22 protein-coding genes are annotated in these 25,979 nt (G+C 41.1%); 12 read left to right on the forward strand and 10 right to left on the reverse strand.

What is annotated here, in order from left to right; all coding sequences use genetic code 11:
* Positions 1 to 314 precede the first annotated feature (314 nt).
* The 3 genes from AAA970_RS07575 (at position 315) to AAA970_RS07585 (ending at position 3,753) form a co-directional block, all read left to right on the forward strand.
* Positions 315 to 1,853, forward strand: coding sequence for a hypothetical protein (locus AAA970_RS07575; RefSeq protein WP_338236600.1), 1,539 nt, complete (start codon positions 315 to 317; stop codon positions 1,851 to 1,853).
* A gap of 425 nt (positions 1,854 to 2,278) precedes the next feature.
* Positions 2,279 to 2,827, forward strand: coding sequence for a bifunctional pyr operon transcriptional regulator/uracil phosphoribosyltransferase PyrR (gene pyrR / locus AAA970_RS07580; protein ID WP_053404862.1), 549 nt, complete (start codon positions 2,279 to 2,281; stop codon positions 2,825 to 2,827).
* Entirely contained in the window at positions 2,827 to 3,753 is a 927-nt protein-coding gene (locus AAA970_RS07585) for an aspartate carbamoyltransferase catalytic subunit (RefSeq protein ID WP_053404863.1), read from the forward strand. Before pyrR ends, AAA970_RS07585 begins: the two co-directional genes overlap by 1 nt.
* 217 nt (positions 3,754 to 3,970) lie before the next feature.
* On the opposite strand, the gene AAA970_RS07590 is transcribed toward AAA970_RS07585, so the two are convergent.
* Both AAA970_RS07590 and AAA970_RS07595 read right to left on the reverse strand, forming a co-directional pair.
* Positions 3,971 to 5,818 (reverse strand): hypothetical protein, encoded by a 1,848-nt coding sequence (locus AAA970_RS07590; protein WP_338236601.1) that lies wholly within the window; start codon positions 5,816 to 5,818, stop codon positions 3,971 to 3,973.
* Between the two features lie 86 nt (positions 5,819 to 5,904).
* Positions 5,905 to 7,494 carry a DUF4421 family protein gene (locus AAA970_RS07595; protein WP_338236602.1) on the reverse strand — a complete coding sequence of 530 codons (1,590 nt, stop codon included), beginning with the start codon at positions 7,492 to 7,494 and terminating at the stop codon, positions 5,905 to 5,907.
* A 187-nt stretch (positions 7,495 to 7,681) separates the two neighbouring features.
* Between AAA970_RS07595 and AAA970_RS07600 the strand changes: the two genes are divergently transcribed.
* The gene (locus AAA970_RS07600) at positions 7,682 to 8,938 is read left to right on the forward strand and encodes a glycosyltransferase (RefSeq protein WP_338236603.1); all 1,257 of its coding nucleotides are present in this window, start codon (positions 7,682 to 7,684) and stop codon (positions 8,936 to 8,938) included.
* A 10-nt stretch (positions 8,939 to 8,948) separates the two neighbouring features.
* Here AAA970_RS07600 and AAA970_RS07605 read toward each other — a convergent pair whose 3' ends face one another.
* A complete protein-coding gene (locus AAA970_RS07605; RefSeq protein WP_338236604.1) occupies positions 8,949 to 10,301 on the reverse strand; it encodes a response regulator in 1,353 nt (450 codons plus the stop codon).
* A gap of 201 nt (positions 10,302 to 10,502) precedes the next feature.
* Here AAA970_RS07605 and AAA970_RS07610 point away from each other — a divergent pair, with 201 nt between their 5' ends.
* The 4 genes from AAA970_RS07610 to AAA970_RS07625 all read left to right on the forward strand — a co-directional run bounded on the left by AAA970_RS07610 (position 10,503) and on the right by AAA970_RS07625 (position 15,221).
* The gene (locus tag AAA970_RS07610) at positions 10,503 to 12,911 is read left to right on the forward strand and encodes a glycoside hydrolase family 31 protein (RefSeq protein ID WP_338236606.1); all 2,409 of its coding nucleotides are present in this window, start codon (positions 10,503 to 10,505) and stop codon (positions 12,909 to 12,911) included.
* A 103-nt stretch (positions 12,912 to 13,014) separates the two neighbouring features.
* Positions 13,015 to 13,197 (forward strand): hypothetical protein, encoded by a 183-nt coding sequence (locus AAA970_RS07615; RefSeq protein WP_338236607.1) that lies wholly within the window; start codon positions 13,015 to 13,017, stop codon positions 13,195 to 13,197.
* A gap of 103 nt (positions 13,198 to 13,300) precedes the next feature.
* The gene (locus AAA970_RS07620; RefSeq protein WP_338236608.1) at positions 13,301 to 13,879 is read left to right on the forward strand and encodes a Crp/Fnr family transcriptional regulator; all 579 of its coding nucleotides are present in this window, start codon (positions 13,301 to 13,303) and stop codon (positions 13,877 to 13,879) included.
* Positions 13,880 to 13,997: 118 nt separating this feature from the next.
* Positions 13,998 to 15,221 (forward strand): serine hydrolase domain-containing protein, encoded by a 1,224-nt coding sequence (locus tag AAA970_RS07625; RefSeq protein WP_338236609.1) that lies wholly within the window; start codon positions 13,998 to 14,000, stop codon positions 15,219 to 15,221.
* Between the two features lie 707 nt (positions 15,222 to 15,928).
* On the opposite strand, the gene eutB is transcribed toward AAA970_RS07625, so the two are convergent.
* On the reverse strand, positions 15,929 to 18,229 hold the full coding sequence (gene eutB / locus AAA970_RS07630; protein WP_338236610.1) for an ethanolamine ammonia-lyase subunit EutB: 2,301 nt from the start codon (positions 18,227 to 18,229) through the stop codon (positions 15,929 to 15,931).
* A gap of 415 nt (positions 18,230 to 18,644) precedes the next feature.
* On the opposite strand from eutB, the gene AAA970_RS07635 reads away from it, so the two are divergent.
* Complete coding sequence (locus tag AAA970_RS07635) at positions 18,645 to 19,235, forward strand: cysteine hydrolase family protein (RefSeq protein WP_338236611.1); 591 nt, start codon at positions 18,645 to 18,647, stop codon at positions 19,233 to 19,235.
* 2 nt (positions 19,236 to 19,237) lie between these two features.
* Here the strand turns inward: AAA970_RS07635 and AAA970_RS07640 are convergent, their stop codons facing one another.
* Positions 19,238 to 20,005, reverse strand: a complete 768-nt coding sequence (locus AAA970_RS07640) for a hypothetical protein (RefSeq protein WP_338236612.1) — start codon at positions 20,003 to 20,005, stop codon at positions 19,238 to 19,240.
* Positions 20,006 to 20,237: 232 nt separating this feature from the next.
* Between AAA970_RS07640 and AAA970_RS07645 the strand changes: the two genes are divergently transcribed.
* The 3 genes from AAA970_RS07645 (at position 20,238) to AAA970_RS07655 (ending at position 22,800) form a co-directional block, all read left to right on the forward strand.
* Positions 20,238 to 21,290 (forward strand): MBL fold metallo-hydrolase, encoded by a 1,053-nt coding sequence (locus AAA970_RS07645; protein ID WP_338236613.1) that lies wholly within the window; start codon positions 20,238 to 20,240, stop codon positions 21,288 to 21,290.
* Between the two features lie 570 nt (positions 21,291 to 21,860).
* Positions 21,861 to 22,298: a hypothetical protein gene (locus AAA970_RS07650; protein ID WP_338236614.1), complete on the forward strand. Its 438-nt coding sequence runs from the start codon at positions 21,861 to 21,863 to the stop codon at positions 22,296 to 22,298.
* Between the two features lie 82 nt (positions 22,299 to 22,380).
* Complete coding sequence (locus AAA970_RS07655) at positions 22,381 to 22,800, forward strand: TlpA family protein disulfide reductase (protein ID WP_338236615.1); 420 nt, start codon at positions 22,381 to 22,383, stop codon at positions 22,798 to 22,800.
* Positions 22,801 to 23,280: 480 nt separating this feature from the next.
* Here the strand turns inward: AAA970_RS07655 and AAA970_RS07660 are convergent, their stop codons facing one another.
* The 5 genes from AAA970_RS07660 to AAA970_RS07680 all read right to left on the reverse strand — a co-directional run bounded on the left by AAA970_RS07660 (position 23,281) and on the right by AAA970_RS07680 (position 25,978).
* The gene (locus AAA970_RS07660; RefSeq protein ID WP_338236616.1) at positions 23,281 to 23,475 is read right to left on the reverse strand and encodes a hypothetical protein; all 195 of its coding nucleotides are present in this window, start codon (positions 23,473 to 23,475) and stop codon (positions 23,281 to 23,283) included.
* Positions 23,476 to 23,487: 12 nt separating this feature from the next.
* On the reverse strand, positions 23,488 to 23,880 hold the full coding sequence (locus tag AAA970_RS07665; RefSeq protein WP_338236617.1) for a hypothetical protein: 393 nt from the start codon (positions 23,878 to 23,880) through the stop codon (positions 23,488 to 23,490).
* Positions 23,881 to 24,101: 221 nt separating this feature from the next.
* Complete coding sequence (locus AAA970_RS07670) at positions 24,102 to 24,365, reverse strand: hypothetical protein (RefSeq protein WP_338236618.1); 264 nt, start codon at positions 24,363 to 24,365, stop codon at positions 24,102 to 24,104.
* 71 nt (positions 24,366 to 24,436) lie between these two features.
* Positions 24,437 to 25,564, reverse strand: coding sequence for a transposase (locus tag AAA970_RS07675; protein ID WP_338236619.1), 1,128 nt, complete (start codon positions 25,562 to 25,564; stop codon positions 24,437 to 24,439).
* A gap of 57 nt (positions 25,565 to 25,621) precedes the next feature.
* Positions 25,622 to 25,978, reverse strand: a complete 357-nt coding sequence (locus AAA970_RS07680) for a hypothetical protein (RefSeq protein WP_338236620.1) — start codon at positions 25,976 to 25,978, stop codon at positions 25,622 to 25,624.
* Position 25,979 lies beyond the last annotated feature (1 nt).

The following is a 25,979-nucleotide window of genomic DNA, read 5'->3' on the forward strand; positions in this document are numbered from 1 at the left end:
TATTTCTGGCCAAAATTAATCAAAATGATCTCCTTTGAAAAATTTATACCCATATATGCTGTGCTGTTTACGATTTGTTTAAGGTATTGTCTGTTAGTGGTTTGTGTTTTTGTTTCAGGGGGGTGAGTGATTTGGGTTTCTTTTTATTTTTATAATGTTTGATTTATAGTGGTTGGTGATGCTTGTTTTTAATGCGAAAGTAATTCATTAAAACGGTCATTATGTGAGGAATATGGCGCTTTCTGAGAAAGCCTTCACAAATTTTACGTATATTTTAAAAAGTACTTTTACCGAGAGTTAAATTATTGCCCGATATGAGTTTCCTGCGTCTTTTTTCAGTAATCTTCCTGTCTGTTTATGTTTTTAATGCCCAAGCCCAGTTGGTGAAAAGCGAAGAGGTGATTGGGCAGGTGGCAGAAACGGAATCCTTTTTTCATGTATTCAGTAATGCTGATTCCTCCTTATATTTTTTTAAAAAAAATCAGCATAAGGTTAGAGATAAGCAAGCCTTATGGGAGGTGAGTAAATTTAATCAGGCTTTGGAGGAGGTGGCTCATCAACAATATTATTTAAGCAGTCGGGAGGATTTGATTGGTTATGATACTAATGGGCAGGACATTTTTCTTTTATTCACTGAAGACTTGGAGCATATTCGTAAGCTGACCCTTTACCAAATGCCTCTTTTCGGACAGCAGGCATTGAAGGAGTTTAAAATTGATTTACCTTTTCAATTAAAGATGCAGGCTTATGAGACGGTGGGGACGCATATGGTGCTCGCCGGAGATGTGAATGAAAAGGCCGTGGTGGTATTGTATGATTTGACCAACGGACAATTGAAAGTGGTTCGGAATCATTATAATGAAAAAAGCCGCCTGCTTTCACTGACCATTGATGATGCCACGCAAACATTTAAAACGGTTACTATTTTTCGGCACCGACAGGCAAAATATGAGGTGCGGCTTAGCATTTTTGATGAAACCGGCAAAGAATTACTAAAACATCAGTTTTTAACCCCGGAGAATCAGAATTTTCTTTCCGCTACCACCCAGACTCTCCCTAACTTTGATGAATTGCTGGTGGCAACTTATGCAGAGGGGGGAGCGAACATGGAAGATTATGCCAAGGGCGTAATGGTTTGCCGTTTACCGCTAAGAGGAGAACAGCAATTTCAGAAAATACCTTTTGGCGCTTTAAGGAATTACTATGGTTACCTTCCCCTTGACAAGCAAGAGAAAATGCAAAAGAAAAAGAAGAAGAGAAGCTCCAGTAGTAAAGATATGAATGTAATGAACCGGATGATCTTGTCTTCTCGTAAAACGGGCTTTGGCGAGTATGCCTTTTATGGGGAATTCTTTTATCCTACTTACCGGGCGCTGCAGGAAGGTATGAGTGCATTGAATACCATTGTTAACCAGACGCAGGTGTATCGGTTTAGCCATAATATGATGGTGGTTTTTGATGCGCAGGGGAATTTATTGTGGGACAGGGCATTTCCACTAAACGATCACGAACAGTTTGTCCTTAAAGGAGCGGGTGCTTTTGCATATTTGCCGGAAGATCATGCGGTGATGATTTATAAAGAAGAAGATGAACTTAAAGGATATGAAGTAAGCCTGTTGGGAGATGGAGAAATCACTGCCGGTCGGGAGTTTAGCCTGATGGGCCTGCCGGAAGATTATGCTAATAATCAACAGTATTCCGGTGCGGGTGGAGAGATTATGCACTGGTATGGAAATCACTTTTACCATTATGGGGTATATGATCCCATGGGGAAAGGCCGGGAGCCGTTTTTCTTTTTACAAAAGTATAGCTGGACGCCGGTAGTGGAAGGTAAAGCAGGATCCGTGGAGTAGGGCTAATTCCAAGAGTATTTTGAATAAATAACAAAAATACCCCACCTCTCAGGCAGTTCTCCTTACCTTATGCGAGTTTAATAGCCAAAATTGGCCATGAAAATTTCATTAGTGCAAAAGAAGCGCTGCCAGAGAATTTTGAGAGAACAGCATTGCTATTGTTGGGGAATTATCAAAAATCGTTTACAATAATTCCAATTTTCAGCCGGATGATGCGCTTTTAAACAGGCTCCTAATTGAGATTATTAAAAAGTAAAACTAATTTTTGGGGGCTGATATTCTCGGTGGATAACTTCTTTAAGCTTGAAAGGCAGAGAGAAAATAAGCGCTATTGGTGAAGTGCACGGCAATTTTAAAATTTTGATGCGGCTTTATGCGCGCTTTAGTGGTATAAAAAAACAGACCTTATTATATTTGCTTTCGCTATGAACAGACGTAAGATATTCAGTAGTGAATTGTTGGATATTACCATCCAACGAATGACTCAGCAACTCATTGAAAACCACGGAGACTTTGAAGACACCGTAATTTTGGCGCTTCAACCCCGTGGTGTTTTTTTAGCCGAACGTCTGAAGACGTGTCTGGAGGAAAACATCGGTCGCCCTATAAATCTGGGCTACCTTGATATCACTTTTCATCGTGATGATTTCCGCAGGAGAGAGAAACCTCTACAGGCGAACACCACTCACATCCCATTTCTAATTGAGAACAAGAAAGTCATCCTGGTTGATGATGTATTGTATACCGGTAGATCCGTCCGCGCTGCTATGGATGCGATGATCACTTTTGGTCGACCGCAGGCTGTGGAGCTGGCAGTGCTGATAGACCGGAAATATACCAGAGACCTTCCCATTGAACCGAATGTGGTCGGGCAGCATGTGAATACTGTCGCCAGCCAACGCATAGAGGTTGAGCTGAAAGGGAAGGATTATCAGGAAGATTCAATTTGGCTTACGGAAAAAACTCAGGATTAATGTCTCAATTAAGTACCAAACATTTACTAGGGATCAAAGACCTTACCCCGGAGGATTTGCATCTAATATTTCAAACTGCCGATCAGTTTAAAGAAGTGATTAATCGCCCCATAAAAAAGGTACCATCACTACGGGACATTACTATTGCCAATGTGTTTTTCGAAAACTCTACCCGCACCCGCCTTTCTTTCGAATTGGCAGAAAAGCGCTTGAGTGCAGATGTGGTAAACTTTTCGGCAGGTAATAGTTCGGTGAAAAAAGGCGAAACCCTTTTGGATACGGTGAATAATATCCTTTCTATGAAAGTGGATATGGTCGTGATGCGTCACGCCAGTCCCGGAGCACCTCACTTTCTGTCCAAACATATTGATGCCAACATTGTGAATGCAGGTGATGGTACTCATGAGCATCCCACTCAGGCTTTGTTGGATACCTTTTCGATTCGGGAGAAATTGGGCGATGTGGCCGGGAAAAAGGTGTGCTTATTTGGAGATATCGTCCATTCCCGAGTAGCCCTTTCCAATATCTTTGCGCTGAAGAAATTAGGCGCTGAGGTGATGGTGTGTGGACCCAAGACCCTTTTGCCTAAATATGTGGAATCTTTGGGAGTGAAGGTAGAGCTGGATGTTCGAAAGGCATTACAGTGGTGTGATGTGGCCAATGTATTACGAATTCAGCTTGAGCGTCAGCAGTTGAAATACTTTCCTTCATTAAGAGAGTATTCTCAGTATTACGGCATCAATAAAGGACTTTTGGACTCCTTGGACAAGGAAATCGTGATTATGCACCCGGGGCCGATTAACCGCGGAGTGGAATTGAATTCCGATGTGGCGGATTCCGATGCGGCGATTATTTTGGATCAGGTTGAGAACGGGGTAGCGGTTCGTATGGCAGTACTTTATTTGTTGGCCGGTGCCGGAGCCTAAGGAAAGCTTGCATCAATGATGATTTAAAAAAAAGTGCTATTAAGCGCTAATTGATATTTAACATAATAAGACCAGCCCTTAGTGGCTGGTTTTTTTATGGTTGAGATGGCAAAAGTGGAATCGGAATTGACCACCAGATTTGCACTATACCCGAGCATAGCGCCGGAAAAATATGGTTTCCCCCACCATTGCCTGATGGGGGATTAGTGCTTTAATTTTAGAAATTAGGAATGCTGGGTTGAGGAATGTTATTCATTTGCATCATCATTTGTTGCTGCATCATTTGCTGGTGAAACATCATATTGTATGAATTAATAACTCCTTCATTGGGCTGGGCCAGATACTTTAACGTATAGACGTATTCCAATTGATCCGCATGCTTAATTCGTTTTTTTCGAGCAAAGAAGTCTTTAGCATAGGGGGCTTTATCAAAGGCCTGAGTAAACCGCTCGCTTAATTTAGGGTGAAGTCCATCTGTTATTTTAGCGTATTGGATCACCTCTCCGTTATTGTCAATGTCTACCGCAATCATGGTTTTACCATTTCTTTTAAACGGGAGCGCATTTGCAGTGGTAAAGACGCTGTATTCTGCCTGAAACATAGAACCAATAAGCGTTAATGGACTCACATAGGCTTTACTTACTTGCTCTACCCGGATATTCCCTTTCTTATAAACGGAGGATTTCAATTTTCCTTTTTCAAAGGTTCTGGTGAAAGTGAGACCTCGAAAGGGATCATTGAAAGTTTCTATCCCGGATGATTTTTCATTAAACAAAATAGCCCCCACCTGATCACACACCGCATGATATTTAACTTTGTTCTTATTAGTTACATAATAGACATAATGGGTTTTCCCGTTGGGATGATAGGTATGTATAATTTTTTCCGCACGTTGGTTCGGATTTAATTGCAATGCCCCTTTAGGACTAACTTCCAAATAATAATCATGATTGTTTTCGGTGGAGGTAAAGTATATTGTTTTTAATGGAGCGCCATTGGGGTAATAATACTCCGTGGTAAGCTTTTCGATATAAAGTTTTGGGTATTTGCTCAATCCTTCTGATTGATCAATGATTTTTTCCAGGGTTTTGGTGACCAATTGGTCGGTTGCCAAAAGGTAGGTGGATTTGCTCCAGGTACCCGCAGGACTTAATAATTCTGTCTCGGTATAATAGGTTGCTTCCTCCTGATGCTCCACCATGGACCAGTTTTGGTCAAAATAGGTTTTGATTCCATTGATGGCATGAAAATCATTTCTTAATGCGGTAATAAGGTTATCAAGATTTTGATCTCCATTCGCCACTAATTTTTCCTTTGAAAAAAATGGGAAGCTACTGATAGAATTGAAATAACCTTCTTGGAGGTCTGGTTTGTGTGGTATTAAATTTTTTAGGACTTTTTCTCGTTCATACAAACTTTTTAACCTTCCCTTTTCCGTATAGGGGATCCCCAATTCATAACAAACGGAAGGGCTATTTAAAATAATTTTATTGAAAATATCATGATCAAAGTTTTTCCCATTTAATACATAAGCCTGCTGGGTTTCCATGTCTTTACAAACCAGGTATTTTTTCATTGGCTCCGATTTTTTACTTAAGGAACTCTTTTTCAGGGCAATGTAAAACATGAAGGAACCCATTTGAAATTCTTTTTTCAGTAGTCCCATATTATCCTTTCCGGAAAGAATTTCATTCCATATCTGGGGGTCATGATCGGTAAATAGAGAGTCTTCCCCAATCACAACACTATATTTTTGAAGTGGATCAAGCTTGGGGGTATTATAACCTTCTAAATATTTCAGTTTATAATTCCCAAAGGAAACCTTCACCTTGGTGTAAATGGGGGCTTCCTCCGAACTTAAGTATAGTTTTGCCGGTGTAAACTCCTGACCGTAATAGGCCTTTTCAGTAAAATTGCTTTTAGGGTTGTCCATCATGCCTAGATAGCCATATATAGGCTCACCATTCGGTAAGATGTAATGTCCAACAAGATTAGGATCCGTGCTTTGAGTGAAGGCCGTCAGAGCGGAGCTTAGATAAAAAAACAGGAATAATGTACGAGTCATTTATAATGAGATTAAAATAAAATTACAGGGCTCAATATAAAATATTCCTGTTTAATATACGATTATAAATATTTAAAATTAACCGTTTAAAATTTCACCATCCTCATGGCGCGTGGTGGATTGAATCGGAAACCTACAAAAAATTGGAGGCTTTGTCGACTACTCGTGTTGTAGATGTCTTTTTCTTCTATAAAGGCGCCACTGGCAAATTGCGTATACAGGCCCCCAAAATAGCGTTCCCCATTAATTCCAATTCCTATTCGACCATCAATGCGAAACAGAACCCCATAGTCCTGATCTCTAATAAGCTGTTCTTCTTCTAGTTTTTGTAACCAGCTGTAGACCAATCCAAAACCCGGGGCAATTCCAGCGCTGATATAAATGGATTTGTGGATAACAAAGGTGTGGAAATAACCATAGTTTAAGCCGATTTCAATATTATCGGATTGTTTTATCTGAACAGGCAAAAGGGTGTCTGCAGCATCCTGCGTTTGGAAATATCGATAATGTGAAATCACCATCCCACTACCTGCGCTTTTTAATTGTCGTTCTGTCTGGGTGGATAAAGCCCGCAGAGAAAATTTAGGATTAAATTTATAACCAGTGGCCCCCTCAAACGCTCTGTATCGCAATTGATTTTTTTGAATATAGGGGTCGCCAAATTGCCATTGTGGTAGGAAGTCGGCCGTATTGTCTAGATAAAAACCCTTTATCCGGCGCGTTCTAAAATTATGAAACCAATGGGTTCTTATAATAGAAAAGTCCAGATCATAGCCACTGCTTTTGCCTTTGATATCCCGATCCTGATTAGAGGTGAAGAATGGGGGCGTGTAGGAAAAGCCTCCTGCCAAGCCACGGTAATTGACCTGAAATTTTAACCGTTGGTTTGAATTCGGAATGAAATCAAACTTTTCATCACCTACCGGGTCAAGAATAAATAATTCGGCATTTTCGATTAAAGCTACTTTAAAGTGCAAATAAGCATTCATTTCATCGATCCACCCATTATATCTGATATGCGTATTGCTGATTTTCCTTAAAGAATCAGCTGTTATAGGTTGAATGAATCCGGGCTTTTTTTTTGTACTGTGTTTTTTATAGGTGGTTCGTTCCTGAATTTGTTCCTTGAAAATTTTGCTGAGGCTGCCTAATTTTTCATCATAAATCAAGCATAAATTTTTATTTGGATATTTTTCTAAACTTTTGTCAAAATATTCAAGACGGATTTGCTTAATCACCTCTTTCCGCTCCTTTGCAGGAAGAGAATTTTTAATGGGTGAACTGATGTGGGTATTGAGATCCTCCTGTGTTAATGGAATAGCATTATATTGAGATTCATACACTTGAACTATTTTTTTAGCTCGAATGCTAATAGTGGCTAAGTCGGCTTCTGCATACTGCTCCACAGATAATTGGTAGCGGTCTTTCAGTAAATCTTCCGCTAAAAGGTCATAGGATCCGGTGGTGGGTAGGTAGCCATATAGCTTTCGAACTTTCCTTAAATCGGTGGAGTCAGGGAGTACATAGTTGAATTCTTCCTGAATGATCTGGCTACCACTTATCCTTTGGTTTTCTACTAATTGATGGAGGTTTTGTATATAGGGCTTTTGTCCTAATAAATTCTGTTGAATGACGGTAATGGTCCTTCCTCCTTGTTGAAATGAATGATATTGCACATCATAGGAATTGGCATTTTTTATGATTTTTAGGCCTGTACATGAAAAGGAAAGTGATAAAAAAATAAATAGGAGACTTCTAAGCATTTTCGGGTAGGATTTTAACCATCTTTACATCATTATTACTTTTAAAAAGATGTTTCTGTTTACTTGGGATCAGGAATTATAAAGTTTAAATCAATTTTGCATGAGGATACTCTTGACTGCCATAGGCACCCGTGGAGATATGGAGCCTTTTTTGGCTATAGGAAAATTGTTAGTACAAAGAGGACATGAAGTGCATTTGATGATGCCGGCACAATTTGAGCCATTAGCGCAAGAGGAAGGCCTGTCCTTTCACTCTATGGGGGAGGCCTTTATCAAAATGCTGGATAGTGAGGTGGGGAAGCGCGCGCTCGGAGGAGGTGGGGAATTCTGGTCCAAAATATTGGCCTACATTCAGTTAGCCATGCAACAGGGAAAGATAAATAAAGACATGGTGCTCATTCAGCAGGAAGTCATTTCCCGACTTCATCCGGAACTGATCCTATACAATGCCAAAGTCATGGTCCCGGTATTATGGGGGATGCAACCACACCATAGGGCCATTCAGGTGAGCCCTGTTTTGTATTTGCATGAGGTGAGGGATCATAGTCATATTGCTTTTAATCGCAATTTCGGACCATTCTGGAACCGACAAACCTTTGCTTTGGCCCGTTTTGGCTTAGTAAAAACCTTGCTAAAAGCACAGGAATGGCTTAAGGAGAGCAAGCCCTTTGACAAGCAGGCCATTACTCATTATCTGAAAAATAATGAGGTGATCTATACTATTTCTCCTTACTTATTTCCCAAACCCCAGGAGTGGCCTGAACACCGCCGCGTAATGGGCTACTTTGAGCGGCCCAAGGAAATTCATTTCACGCCCTCAGCGGAATTACTGGCATTTTTGGACCGGCATAAGGAGATCTTATTCATTACGTTCGGAAGTATGACCAATCCCGCTCCGGAGGAGAAGACCCGCATTGTACTTCAGGTCCTGAAGGAATTGCAAATTCCCGCTCTTATTAATACCGCCGCTGGCGGATTAGTGGTTCCTGAAAGTTATGATCAGCAGAGGGTGCATTTTGTGGATCAGGTACCCTATGATTTTATTCTGCCTCATATGAAGGCTATGGTGCATCATGGAGGAAGTGGAACGGTGCATTTGGCTTTAAAAAATGCTTTACCGACCTTGATCATTCCGCATATTATTGATCAGTTCGTATGGGATCGGGAACTTTCAGCCCAGGCTTTTGGTCCGCGGGGTATTCCAATCGCTAAGCTTAATGAAAAGGTATTGAAAAAGAAGGTTTTGGATCTGTGGACTAATCCCCTATACGCACAAAATGCAAAGGCCATCTCAGAAAAGATGGCCAGTGAAAATTTTGAAAAAGAATTCTTTAAAGTGATCGAAAATCAGGGCTAGCTTTCCATTACTATTCTTCCTTTTTACTTAAAAGATATTTCAGGCGTTCCAGGGTTAAAGGTTTGGAGGTGAAACCTGAAACAGGTTTGAAATTAGAAGCCTTATTTTCATCATCCGGATCAATGGAGGAGGATAACATATGAATTTTAATATTAAAAGAACGTTCCTCAAAAGCTTCCAAAAACTCCCAACCGGACATATACGGCATATTGATATCCAGAAAGATAATGTCCGGAAGGCTTTGGCTGTTTTGTAGTTCCTCCAATGCCTCATCCGCACGAAGAAATGATTTTACTTTTAGGCCCGAGTCCAGCAACTCCAGCATTTTGGTGGAGATTTTATGATGCAGCGGATCATCGTCAATCATCCAAACATTGGATACCGCCAAAGGGGAGGCCTGTTCAAAGACGGGCTTTTCTCTTTGGTGCAGGACATCATTCATTTCATGAAGTTGATCATCCAGCTCATTGGCGCTTTGAAGCAGTAATTGTATGTTTTCATTTTCCGGGCAATCTTCCAATAACAATTGCGACAGCCCGATGATGCTGCTTAACTTTGCACGAATCTTATGCGAATTAATATGGTTAAGCTCGCGTAGTTTTTCATTTTGTGTCTGTAGATCCCTATTCAGGGCTTTTAACTGTTCCTGAAAGCGCATTTCCTCTGAAATATCTTTCACAAAAACTGCGCATCCGGTCACTTTTCCATCCATGATGATGGGGTTGTAGTTCGCCTGAAAATAGGTGCGCTCATAAAGCTCATTGCCATATACCTGCGTGATGGAATAAGACTCCCCATCCAATGCACGCTGGATATCGCTTTCTGCCTTGACATGGTCTCCGTTTACCCGCATATATTCCAAAACGTTTTTACCAATTTCAATATCCAGCCCATAAATCTTTTTCATGGTCAGGAAATGGTTGCGGTTAAAAGCCGTGTAACAGAATTGATTATCAAGCGAAAAAATAATGTCCTCCGTGCTTTCAATAATACTGACCAACTGCGTCTCTAATTGGCTCGGCATCAAAGAAAGCGAAGCATTAGATATTTTTTGTGGAAAAAATTGAACAACACAATCTTCCACTGATATTTTCTGATAGAAAATTCGAAAGGGGTGAAGTGTTTTGGATTGTGGAAGCTGAAGCGCTAACTCAACGGCCGGACTATCCGTTTCGATTTGATTTTGCTGACAATGGAGAAGGATTTCTTGGATTAAAATTCCGGTAAACTCTTCACTGAGATATTGAAGTGCATTCTTATTATAATCTAAAATTTTAGCATTGGGAATATTTAATATAACTGCAGGAGTTGGGTATCCCGAGTGAATATTAATAAGCCCATTTTGTCCGGTATCGTTTTTCATCTCCATTTTCGTTACTTCCTCACGTAAAGTCGCAATATAAACGAAAATAATAATTGATTTGTATGATTCTTTTTGGAATTTTTAATGATCTGCCCGAAATCAAACGATTGTTGTGATTATTCAGGGATATTTCCGTCTAAATTTTGTTAAATTATGAATTGGGGAGTTGGTTTGTTATTTACAATACAAGATTAAAATGGTATGTTAAATAGACTTTTTACTGGACTGTTTGTCGCTTTCCTGTTCACAGGACAGGTATTTGCTCAACGCGCATATCAGGGGTACCAATATCATCCTGATCACCTTGAGGTTAACACCAATGATGGGAAAATTCATATTACGCCCTATGGCGCATCTTCCTTTCGGGTAGATTTTTTAGCCAATGGAGAGGCATTGCCTTTTCCGGTGAATGCGGCGGCAGGTGCTCCCGAACGTACGGAAACCAAGGTAAAAGAAACGGATACGCAATTGATTTATTCCGTTGATGATTTATCGGTGATATTAGAGAAAAAGCCCTTTCACCTAAGCTTTGTACGCGATGGAAAGGTCATCCTATCTGAAGAGAAAGGCTTCTTTGATCAGGATTCTGTGGCCGGATTCCGCTTTGAATTACAGGATAATGAAAAACTGATCGGTGGAGGGGAACGTGTATTGGGCATGGATCGCCGTGGTCACCGCTTAGAGTTGTACAACCGTGCTTCCTATGGTTATGAGAAACATGCGGAATTGATGTATTACTCTATGCCGATGTTGGTTTCTTCGGAGAAATACGCTTTGATCTTTGATAATGGCGCCAAAGGATTTCTGGATCTTGGCGCTACGGAATCCAATATTCTTCAATTTGAAGCGATGGGTGGCAACATGAGCTACTTTGTTGTCGCTGGAGAAGATTATCCGGAGCTTATGAATAATTTTACGGCTTTGACTGGCCGTAACCCTATGCCGGCGCGTTGGACACTGGGGAACATTGCTTCCCGTATGGGCTATCACAGCCAGGAAGAAGTGGAAATGACCGCCGGAAAATACAAAACCGAGGAAATTCCATTGGATGGTATCGTGATTGATCTTTTCTGGCAAGGTAAAGACCTGACCGGTCATATGGGGAATTTGGATTGGGAACCGGACAGCTTTCCGCAACCCGAACAAATGATGGCGAACCTAAAAGAGGATGGTGTTAAAACGATTTTGATTACCGAACCTTTCATTCTGACCAATTGTAAGACCTGGGACTCAGCGGTGGAAAATAAAGTTTTGGGAACGGATACTTTAGGGAATCCTTATAAGTTTGATTTCTTCTTCGGAAACACCGGTTTGGTGGATATTTTCAAACCTGAGGCCAAAGATTGGTTCTGGTCTTTTTACAAAAAGCATACTGATGCTGGTGTTGGCGGATGGTGGGGCGATTTGGGAGAGCCTGAGGTTCATCCTGCTGGTTTGCAGCATGTGAATGGTTCTGCTGATGAGGTGCACAATATTTATGGACATGAGTGGGCGAAAATGGTCTACGATGGATATGCCAAAGATTTTCCAAATGAGCGTCCGCTGATTTTGATGCGTTCCGGCTTTGTGGGTTCTCAACGTTATGGATTAGTGCCCTGGACGGGAGACGTGAACCGTACCTGGGGTGGTTTATGGCCACAGGTAGAACTTTCTTTGAGCATGGGACTACAAGGAGCAGCTTATATGTCTTCTGACTTGGGTGGTTTTGCGGGGACTTATGAGGATCCTGAATTATACCTGCGTTGGTTGCAATTTGGCGTATTCAACCCGGTTTATCGTACGCACGCTCAGGAAGAAGTGCCCGCAGAGCCGGTATTTTGGGATGTGAAAACCAAGGCCATTGCCCGTGAGTTTATTCGTTTGAGATACCAAATGATGCCTTATAACTATACTTTGGCTTATGATAACCACACTACGGGTATGCCATTGATGCGCCCATTGTTCTTCGAAGAAGATCGTGCAGATTTGATCGACTATGTGGATGCTTATATGTGGGGAGATGCCTTCCTGGTAGCGCCGGTTCGTGAAAAAGGACAGCAAAGCAAAAAGCTTTACTTGCCAATAGGTCACCGTTGGTTTACTTTCGATACCGATCAGGTATTTGATGGCGGTCAGGAGATTTCATTGCCTACAAATATTAAGCATTTGCCGGTAATGGTGAAGGCAGGATCCTTTGTACCGATGGCGGAGGTTTTCCAAAGCACTGAATTTTATAATACTGAAAAATTGACCCTGCATTATTTTGCTGATCCTTCCGTGGAAGAAGCCAAAGGAGAAATGTATGAGGATGATGGCCATTCGAAAGATGCCATTGCCAAGGGGGATTTTCAATTACTGAAATTTGAAGCTGATCAGGTGGGTGATGCTTTGAAAATTGCATTGGAGAAGACCGGTAAAGGTTATGTAGGAGCTCCTGCGGAGCGTCAGACGACTTTGATTGTCCACCAATCACCGGAAGCGAAAAAGGTGTCCGTAAATGGTGAGAAAGTAAAAGTGCAGAAATCGAAAGAGAAGTGGGCTGCCAAAGGTGGTGCATTCTATGACGAGGCAAGCAAGCAGCTGCATTTGACCGTAGCATTTAACGATAAAGTTGACATCGTGATCAATTAAGTATATCTGATATCGCATTTCAAGGGCCGGGGCTATTTTTAGCTCCGGTTTTTTTATGACCGATTTTTAATAAATTGCTTTTTTATTTCTGAACCTTCCTGCCATGTCGTTAAATCTTTCCCTTCTTCAATCCATCATAAAAATTTATGGAGAGGTCTCTTCGGCCAACCTGAAAAAGATTACGGATTTGGCGTCGCTTGTTCAATTGGAAAAGGGGACATTAATTTGTAAGGAAGCAGTAATGACCGTAGCATTTAAAGATAAAGTTGACATCGTGATCAACTAAGTATATCTGATATCGCATTTCAAGGGCCGGGGCTATTTTTGGTTCCGGTTTTTTTATGACCGATTTTTAATAACTTGCTTTTTTATTTTCGAACCTTCCTGCCATGTCGTTAAATCTTTCCCTTCTTCAATCCATCATTAAAATTTATGGAGAGGTCTCTTCGGCCAACCTGAAAAAGATTACGGATTTGGCGTCGCTTGTTCAATTGGAAAAGGGGACATTAATTTGTAAGGAAGGGAGCAGTAATAATAAAGAGTATTTCCTGACAGCCGGAATTTGTCGTTCCTTTATCTTATCGGAAAAAGGAGAGGAGATCAGTTTGGGCTTTTATATCGGCCCTGTTGTTTTACCTCCACAGACCAGCAGAGTAAAGTTTGAAAAATCTTTATATCAAATGGAATGCCTCTCCGGGGTGGAGATACTGGAATTACCAGCGGATCAATTTTTAAACCTCATGGTGGAAGAGGAGGAAATCCGCAACTGGGGAAATGCGGTACTGCATCAGGAATTAAGTGAAAAGGTGGAGAAGGAATTAATATTGGCCAGTTGTGGAGGGAAGGAAAAGCTTCAGTGGTTTCGCTCCAAATATCCCCTTTTGGAACAACAGATCCCACATGGGATGATTGCCTCATTTTTGGGCATGACTAATATTTCACTAAGTCGGTTACGCGGTGGGGTATAGAGAGGACAGGATGGTTCTTTTTTTCTTTTATATTATTATCCCAAAATAGCGTTTTTTTTGATATGGTTTGATCCTAATTATCAGAATGTTGAACTTGAAATAACAACATTGATGATTTATGAAAACCTGGTCAATTTTAACGATTTTCGTCTCCTTTTTTTGGGGAGCAACCGCTGCAAAAGCGCAAGAGTCTGATGGACTAAAAGAGGAGGTAGCTCAATTAACACCTCCTTCCAGAACAGGTCAACCTCGATTATCAGATTTTCAGTCTCAACAAAAAGAGAGACCGTTTCATAAACCACCGCATCTGCCGGACGATATTTTGGTGAAGCCTTTGGAAGAATTGGCTTTGAAATCCACGGATTTCAATTCGATGTTAACGGATATTTCTACAGAAAACCTGCGTTTTAAGAAAGAATTATTGGCAGGTAAAAAGCCAAATCAATTGCGCCAGAAAGGAGCTGTGGACAGCTTCCTTTTTTATCAAAAAGGGGCACTTCGACTGGAGCAATATTTTGCTTATTCTGCAATTGACCGTCCTCATTACCAAATGTCAATTACGAAAAGCATGACGGCTCTGGCGGTAGGCCTGGCTTTGGAGGAAGGTATTTTTCATTCGGTGGAAGACCCTGTTTTGAAATATTTTCCTTTTGATCAGGGAGAGTTGCCGGAAGCTGCATTCCAAATCAAGATGAAAGATGCACTCACGATGCAATCTGGTATTCGACTACCGAAAAATTTTAAACCCGCCACAGTAAAGGAAGATATAGAGCTTTGGCGTCAGATTTTTAAGGAGGCAGAATACCTTCCTGCTGGTTCTGCCTACAAATATCAGGGGATTGATCCGTCCTTGTTCAGTTCCGCCCTTTATCTGCAGACCGGGAAAACCATGGAAGAATATTTACATGAAAAATTATTGATGCCAATGGGTATTCAAGCTGCTTTTTCAACCACCCCACAAGGGATGACCAAAGCTCCCGCAGGAATGGATCTTACCTCCAGGGATATGCTTAAATTAGGAATTTTAGTTTTAGAGCAGGGGAAATTTGCAGAACATCAGTTTCTATCTTCCTCTTGGATAAAGGAAATGACGGACGGATATGCTCAAAATGGAAAAAATGAATACGGATATTTTTGGTGGCGCCATGTTGAGCGTTATAATGAAAAGGAGATTGCAGTTATTTCTGCGCGGGGAGCGGGAGGACAGTTTATTTTTATTTTGCCGGAATTTGAGGCGATCTGTATTTTTACCTCCTATGGCACGCGGAAACCATTTCAATATTTATCTCAGGAAATTATTCCCATTTTGGCCGAGGGGAAAAACTCCTGGAATCTCCATTAACAAATGTTAATGCAGGGTATTTAATTTTCTGCCTAATTGGGAATAAATCAAATTAATGGAAAATGAAAAAGTAGTGATTTATGTTATTTGTTATTGGCTAGGTCAGGCCTCTGCTCAAAATACCGCCCTATTGGTGATTGATTTGTAAACTAATTTCCTTAAGGAAGATCCCCTATTCATGTGGATTTGGCCGCAGTGGAGATTTTCTTTGAAGCCATTCATAAGCAGGAGCGAAATTTTTGCCGAAGCGGACAGTACTTTAATATTTTATGTGCTGAATGTATGGCATTCGCCCTTAGTCCGGATTCAATCCTCTTTTAGCTGCAAGGAGGGAAAAATGAAGGAATAGCCTCCTGTTTCGAGTTTTTTCCAATGAAGCAGAAGAATGAGGAGAAAGCAATATTGCCCAAATTTGGGCTATAAAAAAATCCGCAGGAATGTATTGAGTTGATGATAAATCAGATAAGGTGAATTGCTTAATTTAGTGGTGAATAATTCGGGTTAAAAATTGGATTGCCGGAAATGTATCAAAGGCAGATACGGAGGGGGTAGGGCTTGATGATCGCTTAATGCTTTGTGCCGATCAGTTTTATAGCTTTCAGAAAGCGAAACCAATTTAGGAGGAACCGTATGCGGGAAATCCGCTCGTACGGATCTGTGAGGGGGCGTGGAGATAACGAACCGCTCTACTCGGAAATCCGGCCGGCTTAGGCTTGGTGGAATAATTGATTAATAATACTGACCGTTTCTGCTGCGGCTATTTTTGGCTGAAGAGCCGTATCTGAAATGCCCGAAACGACACGAGTAATATCATGGTCGATTTCACCTTTAGCCCAAAGGTCTTTATTCGAAACAGTTAAATAGGCGGAGAAATTATGATGTCCGGAGCCGGGGCGTTCTCCAATAATGTGGATGATCCCGCGCTTTTCTTGCTGTTTTCCTGCCTCACCAAAAATATGTTGCCCACAGTGATAGCCTGCCCTTACACGTCCATTTTTGATGATGACAGGCTGTTTGCTCAAGCGGTAATTATTAACGGCCAATTCATTTTGCAAATGTTCCAAATAAGGAAATAGATGCCCATCATCCATGATGGCCCGGGCGTTTAAGCCATCCGAAATAATGATCTGAATTTCGGGACTTTCGCCTTTCCAACTCGTTCGCATTTCTCGTAAAGCGCTTAGCGATTGACTCGTTATTTTTTCTCCACTCTCCGGATGGTAAACATAGTCCTTGCGGTCAGTTGAGGCCGTAAATACCCTCAAAGCAGCAGGGATGGATAAAACAAAATCAGCATTCATTTCTGTCCAAATGCTCACTTTTGCATCCTGGTATAAACTTTCTACTTCCGCAGCTAAGCCGGGATTTAAATCCCAATAATTTTCCCCATAACCTTCTGCAATGTTAACGCCTCTGGCTTTGATGCGCTCAATGGCGGCTTGGCCTTCGGCATAAATATCCTCTTTACTTCGGTGATCGTTCTTGTGCTTACAATATTGATAATACACCCAAATCGGATCTCCAAAGTGCGCGGTAGGTAGATCATCTTCCCCAATAATTTCCAAATCTTTAAAAAATTGCCATATGGTATCATCGACCTTATAATTGAATTTTTCCCGTACCCGTACATGGTCACTGAAGGAAGTAGTCAGGTAGCTTAACATGGGGTCATTTTTAGTCGGTAAGGCCATGAAATAGGCTGGATTGGCGGGCATAATTTCATCGATGCACCAGTTCAAATCGTCCAGGTCGATGTCCATATGCAGGGTGGAGCAGATGTCCAGTCCAATGGTTAAGCCGTGGAGTTTTCCCATGGTAATATCTTCCAGACAGCATCGGACTAATTGTTCCTTGGTTCGGAAAACCTCAGGGCCAATAAAGCCGGCCACATTATTCAAAAAGGAGGTAGGAGGGTGCTGGTCATTTTGTGGCATATAGGTTTTCAGTGCCCTTAGAAAGCCATATTTTCGCGCTTCATGGATCACCATATCAAAACCTTCTCCATGTCCGTTGGTGAAATCGGCTCCCTGCCCCGTTTCAATATATAAACCATATTGACCATTGCGCTGCTTCGCATATCGGATCATTTTTTCGATGGTCACATCAAAAGTTTGATTCGCTTCGACGGTTCCTGCAAGACTTTGAAACCAAATGCCAGTGCTTCCCGGATGCTTTTCCTCTACCTTCGCTTGGATGTCGATATGGGAAAGTACACAATTGGGCATTTGACCCTGAAGATTGAAGGTTTTTAGCACATCAAGCAGTGCGGCTTCAATTTTGGCGACCGAATCCGGATTACTGGAAACAGGATTGGTGCCTAAAAGTAAATCGCCTACGGCAAAGGACCAGGCATTGAATACCTGCCAAATGATATCCTCCGTATTATCTGTAGGAGAATTCGGTTGCACACGCGCCCCTAAATATCCTTTGCTACCAATTTTACTGTTGGGCAAAACATTGAAAATTTTACTGCCGGTTTGGATGAGTTCCTGATTGCTCATGAGTTTGACGACACAGGCGATCACGTCACTACTCAGGTAGGGCATTACCGCTTTTATGGCCTGTTCATCTTCTTCAAGGATAAAAGCTTTGAGGTCGCCCATCGTCCAGTCCTGATATTTTTCATCGTATAAGGTGGTCTTTAGGATCAATCGATATAAATCATCCTCGAAAATAGGATGTTGAACCAGCGACCCAATTTTAGTATTGGAGAGTAATTTTCTTGCTGTTGCCCGCTGTTGTGGATTTTCAGCAGAGATGCCCAGTAGGTCATCTCCTTCCTTAAATTCATTGGCCGCCCCTAATAGTTTTTTAAAAAGATCAGTATCAAATTGACCAGCAATTTGTGTGATATAGGAAAATAGATCTTCTTCCGTAGGAGAGGGCTGAATGTTCTTATAGGGCGGTTTTAGCCCAAAGGCATCCAAACAGCCGAAACTACTAAAGGCAAAGTAAAGGCCGAATTTTTTGGATTGCGCTAAAAATTGCTTGCGGGAGATGAGCTTCATGCGGGATATGGTTGGTAGACTATTAATTTACAAAAACATTTATTCTTTTCTTAGGTGCAAAGTATTGAGGTACATCATTTTAAATAGGTTTTCGGAAATAGGGTATAAAGTTCTAACCAGCATGAGGTACTACTAAGTTTAAAAAATCTATCCCATAAATTTAACTTCAATACCCACCAGGGCGATTACGGATGTTTTTTCCACCAGAATCAGGGGAGCTTAACTTCCTGTGATTCCACTTCAGGAAAGTGATATTTTACCAGTGCATTATCTGGTGTGGAAGTTCTGGTATGCGGGTGTATGGGGTGAAAATCTCTCCGAATATCAAAAAAGACCATGTTGTACACCACCATTAACAATTGTTAATGCGCTAAACTTTTTTTTCCATTTACTTGTGCGCGTATCAAAATAGTTAATGATGAAAAAGTGGTGTTTTATCTTCCTTTGCCTATGTATGTGCTCGATTAAGCTGGTCGCACAGGAATCTGCCTTATTAGTGATCGATGTTCAAAGCAATTTCCTGCGGGAAGATTCCCCCATGCATGTGGAGCTGTCCTCCATATCGACCTTCTTCGAGGGGATTAATGGGCTGGAATACCAATTTTCCCAAAAGGATAGTACTTTGGTTTTTTATGTGGTGAATGAATGGCATGCCCCCATCAAAAACTGGATGACCGGAAATGTCTCCAAAGCAGGTGAAGCAGGAGTGGAGCTGGATGATCGCTTGTTGTTGTGTTCTGATCAGCTTTATTCCAAATCTAAAGGCGATGCGCTATCCAATTCAGCATTGAAAGAGGCACTTATGGAAAGGCAAATCGAGCAGGTAGTCGTGGTAGGCTTATTTGCAGAAGGCTGTGTCAGGAAAACAGTAAAGTCGTTGGTCAGGCATGGTTATAAGGTCATCGTTCCATCCTCTGCCATCGCCTCCAAAAATGAAAAGAAAAAGGAGAAAGCCCTTCGTCAATTGGAAGCACATTCTCCTTTTGTAAAAGTAATATGGGAATAGGTCTATTCTCCTTTCCAGTCCAAATAAGTGACATCAATCTGGACATTCATCATTTCGCCCATTTTGACACTTTGTCGACTGGAGGCAGGCCAGTAACGACCATTGGTTTTTTCAAATTGAAAATTCACCGTGGAGGTCATTTTTGGGGTCGCCATATTGATTTTCTCCAGGAACAGCCATTGGTCTAATTGTAAAGTCCTAATTTGGGCAAATATACTGGTGCCATCCGGCATGCTGGAGTTTACACTGATGCTGGAATAATCCTGCGTGATCGAGATCTCATCATTTTGCATTTCCTTTTCCAGGCTTACCTGAATGCCATTTTCAATGTTTTTAATTTTGGTTTTATTCGCGGGAGCATCCAGAAAGTCGGTCATGAAATATTCTTTTATCAGCACAAAAGCACCTTCCGCTGCCTGCAGGTAACCGGCTTTCATTTGGCCAAGGCCCTCAATTTCATTTTCGGCAATATCCAATTCAGAAAGTTCGAATTGGCTTTCCTGGCTTAGCAAGTCATAGTGAATTTTTACGGTAAGGTTTTGCAATTGGCTGGCCACTACATCTTCCCCCTCCGCCAAATACTTTGGAGCAAGCTTAGCGAAAAGTTGTGCGACTTCCGGTATATAGACTTTAAAGCTGATTTCCTTTTGAAGGTCCCGATCCAGACGGTAAAATTTTTCATTGATCTCTGTGATCGATGGTTGCTGGGCAAAAGCGGGAATAATGGTTAACCAAAGGGCGGTGATAAGGAAAGCGATATTTTTAAACATAAATCTTCTGTCTTTGTGGCAAAATACAGTTTTTAGGCCAAGCATAAATGTAAAACAAATGAAAATTGAGCAAGTGTCCGGGCTTTTCCTGAATTTATAGGGAGTAAGGTTGTTTTTGTGTTATTCTTGAATTCAGTGCGGTTTTTATGGGGAAAAGCGAAATATTTATTGCATTATTTCATCTTAATGGCTTCCTTTTGGTTGGATTATAAATGAATTAAATACCGAATATATGAAGGCATTCAAAGCGCAGTTCGGGGGGAAGCCTCGCAAAGATGATATTCAGCGATACGAAAAATCTCCTAATTGGAATGCGGGTAAGTTTCAGAATCTGGAAGAGACTACTATGGCCATTAACCTGAAAGAATTACCTAAATTATTAAAGCAAAATTTTTCAGATAAAGCGATTCGACGCCCTCAGCAGGTTTTGCCGGTAAAAAAGCTGGATATTGATGCTTTTTTGGAGAATGATGGACGGGCCCGCTTCGTCTGGTACGGGCATTCGGTATTGTTGATACAAATTGCAGGGAAGATCATATTAATAGATCCCATGCTTGGCCCTAATGCCTCCCCAATCGCCCCTTTTTCAACGGATCGCTTCTCTGACCATACACTGGATATAATTGATGATTTTCCCGACATTGATTTGGTGCTGCTTACCCATGATCATTATGACCATCTGGACATGGCCAGTATTATGAAGTTAAAATCCAAGGTAAAAAACTGGTGGACGGCCCTGGGCGTTTCCCGTCACCTGGAATATTGGGGGATTCCAAAAGAAATAGTAAAACCCTTTGACTGGTGGGAGCAGGCGGAATTCGAAGGACTGCAGATTACCTTCACACCTTCTCGACACTTTTCCGGTCGTGGGGTACTCGATCGGGCCAAGTCTTTATGGGGAGGCTGGGTAATTAAGAGTGAAATGGAGAACATCTATTGGAGTGGTGATGGTGGTCGTGGTGATCATTTCCATGAAGTGGGAGCGCAATTGGGGCCATTTGACATTGGTTTTATGGAGTGTGGACAATATCACCAGCAATGGCACGATATTCATATGTTTCCGGAAGAAAGTGTGCATGCGGCGCTGGATGCAGGTGTAAAAATAGCAGTACCGGTTCATTGGGGAGGGTTCTCTTTGGCTTTACACCATTGGAAAGAACCGGTAGAGCGATTTCAGACTGCAGCTGTTACAAATGAATTGAAATGTTTTTTTCCGGAACTCGGAGAGGTTTTTACAAAAGATTTTACGCTTGGGGAAAACCCATGGTGGAGTAGGGAAAAATAAAATTTCGGGAACAAAAATCCATTTGGAAGGCGATTTAATAAGGTACTTATTTTCACTTTGTCGGCTAAGTCGAACTAGTTCCTATATCCCCATTAGTTTGGCTCAATAAGAAGACCTTGAAGTATGGATAATAATGTTTTTTATGGGAGCAGATGGAGCGTACTATATAAGCCTCAAAAATCATATAGGATCAAAAGCATTTGGCAAATTTTGCCTGTGGACCCGGGATTTCAATGCATGTATGGAAGGTGAATGCATGGAAATACCTGACATTGGCCTGCTTAAGTGGTGTCTTATCTTAAAAAATTAAAATTGTCCATGGACATTTTTTGAATTTACTCTTCGAGCTTGTCCTTTCTGTGATGCGCTAAACGAATAGCCCAAAAATACCCATCAAATGGAATCAAAGTAGAGAGGATCGAAATTTGGCAATTCTAATGCGGTATTGAATTCCTACTGGGAATTAATCGTTTGAGAATAAATTATTTAAATCCATCTTTAATTTTTGGATGGAACATACAACCTATCCGTTAATTTTTGGTAAACACCATAATAAAAGATATCAGGATTATGAGTGTATTCACGGAAGTAGATCGTCAGCAAGACATCAAAGGATTTGATGTACCGGCTTTTAAAAAATATTTAGTAGATAAAGAAAAAGAACTTCAGCACCTTCGCCATCAATTAGTAAATAAGGAGCATCTTATTATTCGTGCGAAAGATTTTATTGGACTGGCTAATAATAATATAGCGGAATTTCAAAATAAAATTGCAGCCAATAAAGTTAGTGCCCAGGAAGTTCAGTTGGCGCAGGATCAGATTGTGTTTTTGGAAATTAAGCGGGAGCGCCAGCAACAGACTTTAAAGGACTTAGAGGAGCTTCATGACCGCATTGAGCAAAAAATCACGAATTTAGAAAGTGGGGTAGCGGAGAAGCTAAGAGAATTTCAAAATGGGATGATTGGTAGCGGAATGGTACGCTGGAATCAGCAGGAATACCATTATTGAAAATGGAGATTTAGGAAGATAATCCACTAGAAGGTAATCTGCTTTACTTTTTCCCAAGTGAAAAAACGATTTTCTTTGTGGTATGGAATCTCTGTCAATCTCATTGGAGTCTATCACATCAATAGTGAAGGATCACAAGCTTTTATTGCTATTGTTTTATAATAATGACTGTCTCGGTTGTACCGGTCGGGCGATACCTTTTGCCCACCAGCTGAATCAGGAATTTCCCGAATTAAAAGTGGTAGGCGTCCATAGCAATTTTGGAAAACGTGCGGCCCACAATGAACAGGAGCTGTTGTCCATTTTCAGAACAGCTCAGGCACCCTTCGAATTATTTATTGATGTCGACCATCAGCTTTATGATGCGCTCAATTGTGAAGGCACCCCACATTGGGCACTCTTCGATGTCAGGGGGGAGCAGTTGCTATCCGTCTTTGGTTCGCAGGGCAATGCACAGAACCGTTTACTGTATTTTCTGGAAGAATATTTTCAGGATGTTTAAAGAAATCTCCCTGGCTTCGTGTTTCAAGAACCGCCAATATCGTTTGGGAATGGATGATTGGTGATTTTAGCCACAAATTCCGCAATTTTTCACAGATGAATTTTTTAACCCGAATTATTCCCCGCTAAATTAATCGACTAAGCATAAGTAACTTATTTTTAGTTCATTATAATTTATTTTCTTTAGTTTATAATAGCTCAAATTTGGGCAAGCTTGCTTACTCCTCATTCATCTGTTTCGTTTGAAAAAACTCGAAATAGGAAACTATTCCTTCATTTTTTCCGCCTTACAGCTAAACGAGGATTTAAGCCTGAATAATCCGGGTTAGGTTTATTCTGACCCTGGCTTTGACATGGGGGCCGAGCTTTTGTTTTGATTTTAAATCTTCCCGGCCCAACATCCGGCCCGGTTCAATTGGTAAAATTTCCGCGAGCTGGTACCGATAAGGAAATTTACTTAAACAGGTCTTTTAGGGCCTTATTAAGGAACGATAAACATGGCCTCCGAATTTCCCTTCTTTGTTTTCAGGCTGGCAATATACCGGCCCGTCGGCAGGAAATGTACTTCCAATTGGTAAATTTCTTTAGGACCATTGACTTCCATTACCTGATGCCACACACACTGTCCATTCATTTGGTAAATGAAAAATTCACCACTTTCTGCAGGGCTAGCCACAGCAAATTTTAGCTATTGATTTTGAATCGGATTTGGCGCAATTACCAACGCCGGAATGATTTCAGGAACTTCCAGCTGAACAATAAAATCGAAGTCCTGTTTTTCGTTTACCTTCACCAGATGGAAATTTTGAAGGTTTCCATTTTGATTAATCGATAAAAAATAATGACCAGCAATTTCAAGTTCTTCTCTGGATTGCAGCCGATTGCTTTTTTCGGCCATCAAAGATTTTTCAATAAGGGCACGTCCAAACTGATCAAACAATTTAATGCTCACACTATCTCCATAGCTGGCCGGAATGCTGATTTCCAATTCGTTTTCAATCAGGTGCGAGTTAATGCGCGCTGCTGGATTTTGTTCCTGCCCGGAAGTATTAAAAAAAGTAAGAGCGTGTTTAAAAGCCAAAATTCGCAGCGAAAATTTGAAGTATTGCAGAAGCGATACCCGATTATATTGAGAGGATAGCATCGCTATTGTTAAGAAATTATCCAAAATCGCTTCCAATAATTCGAATTTGCAGCCGGATGGTGTGCTTTTTACCATGCTCTAAGCAAGAAAAGGAGAGGAGTGATAAAAATTTTTATAGGATTAAGAATGAAGATGAAAGCAGTTAAGAGGATTGAATTTTATTGACAGGCTTTTATTTTTTCCAAAGACTTTTCGTATTGGGCAATTAACTGTTGGCGGATGTCCTGAGCGATGGTCATGGTTCTTCGTAGTTTGGGGAGATCCTCCGCGATGATATGGTTGGTCATTTTGGCCTGCTCATCCAGAAAAAACTGCTGCGCACTGTACACGTTGATAAGTTCGGCCAGGCATTCATAATCAATTTCCTGACTGAAGTCAGAGAGGGTAGCGGCCTGCCAGGCGACATCCGGCAGCTGAATCATATTGATGTTGAGCTCCAGATTGAGATCATACTCAAATCTATTTCCCGAAATTAAGGTCGAATCTCATACAACTAGACATTTATTGATTTGGGGCAAATTTTCCGATCATGACTCAAGAAGTGATTCAGGATATACTCGCCCCAATTTTCTATTCTGTAACCAGCTTCTGCGATGCATTCGACTCCTTTTCGAAAAACGGAAATGGATCTATACCTTTTACCATTGGCATAAGTTTTCAGACGAACATTTTTGTACTTTTTTAACCCATGAGCTATGGATACCGAATATGCAAAAACGACAATAGCCATCATTAACCGGCATCTATCTGCTCCCTGAACATTCATTTTTTCAAGGTCAAAACCATTGGTCTTCAAATGTCTGAAACATGTCTCAATTTGCCATCGCTTCCGATAGTCCTCAGCCACTTTATATGCGTTTTTAGACAGGTTTGTCAAAAGGAAAATCACAGGTTCCTTTTCCGCATCTTCACTTTTCTTGATGACCATCCGGCAATTGTCTCCAGCTTCAAACTTCATTTTAGCGGACATCGTTTTACCTTTCACCTTACTATTGGTGACTTTTGAAATCATTTGCGCTTTCGTCATAGATTTTTCATTCCACTGAGTCTTAAAGTTGCATTCTTTTACCCGAAGCACATATTTAAAGCCGTTATCTTCAAGGTATTTGATGAATTTCTGTCCTGCATATTCACGATCAGCCAAGAGAATTTTACCTTCAAGATTGAATAACTTTGACGCCTCTTCAAGCAACTGAATTCTTTCTTCCTGATTACTGATGCCCTTCTTTTCCAGATTCATGAAATAGATCGGCACCGCTACTCCATTATACAAAATGGCCAAGGTCATGAAATGAAAAGTACGATCCCCTTGCGTCCAGCTGGTGCCATCGACCATCAAAAAATCCCCACCTTTATGCATATGCATGGCGGATAATTGCAATAGATCACTCCATAAATTGGTGTCAGAATATTCCGTAAATATGCGGGTTAAGCGTTTGTAATGGCCAGAGGCGGAAGTACGCTGATTATCTAAAATGCTACCGATGGAATCTTTCACTTTATTAAGACAAACGGTTCCTTTTCGGATGATGCCTAAACTTAGGGCGAGTACATTTTTCCAGCAAGCTTTACCCCATTTTGGAAATTCTTGCGTAAGTTTGCTGTGAAGCGAATTGAACATAGATCTTTGTTGGCGTTGGAACCCAAAGTTACTATTGTTGATTCGCTTTTTACGTTTTTAGGCAAAAATGTCTAGCTGTATGGTCGAATCTGTAATATGAATATGGGGGTGAGGATCAATAAAAGCATGAATTTTTTCCGGTTCCCCCATAATCACATTCAGGTCTTTGCCCTTATTCAATTGGGTCAGGGTATCCAGCAAATAAAGGATACGGATATTATCCGAAGGCTCCTCCAGCTGTTTTCGGTTATTAGTCAGCTCCTCAATGATATTTTTCAGTGCAAGTGCCTTTTGTTTTTTGATGCGATGCTGTTGTCCCAGACCATCCACATAAAAGGCCAAAAGCACGCCCATGGTAGTGGCGACCAAAGTAATCACCCAATTTGAAGAAAATATGCGTTGGAGCAGGGACACA

The sequence above is a fragment of the Persicobacter diffluens genome (genome assembly GCF_036244895.1).
Lineage (GTDB): Bacteria > Bacteroidota > Bacteroidia > Cytophagales > Cyclobacteriaceae > Persicobacter > Persicobacter diffluens.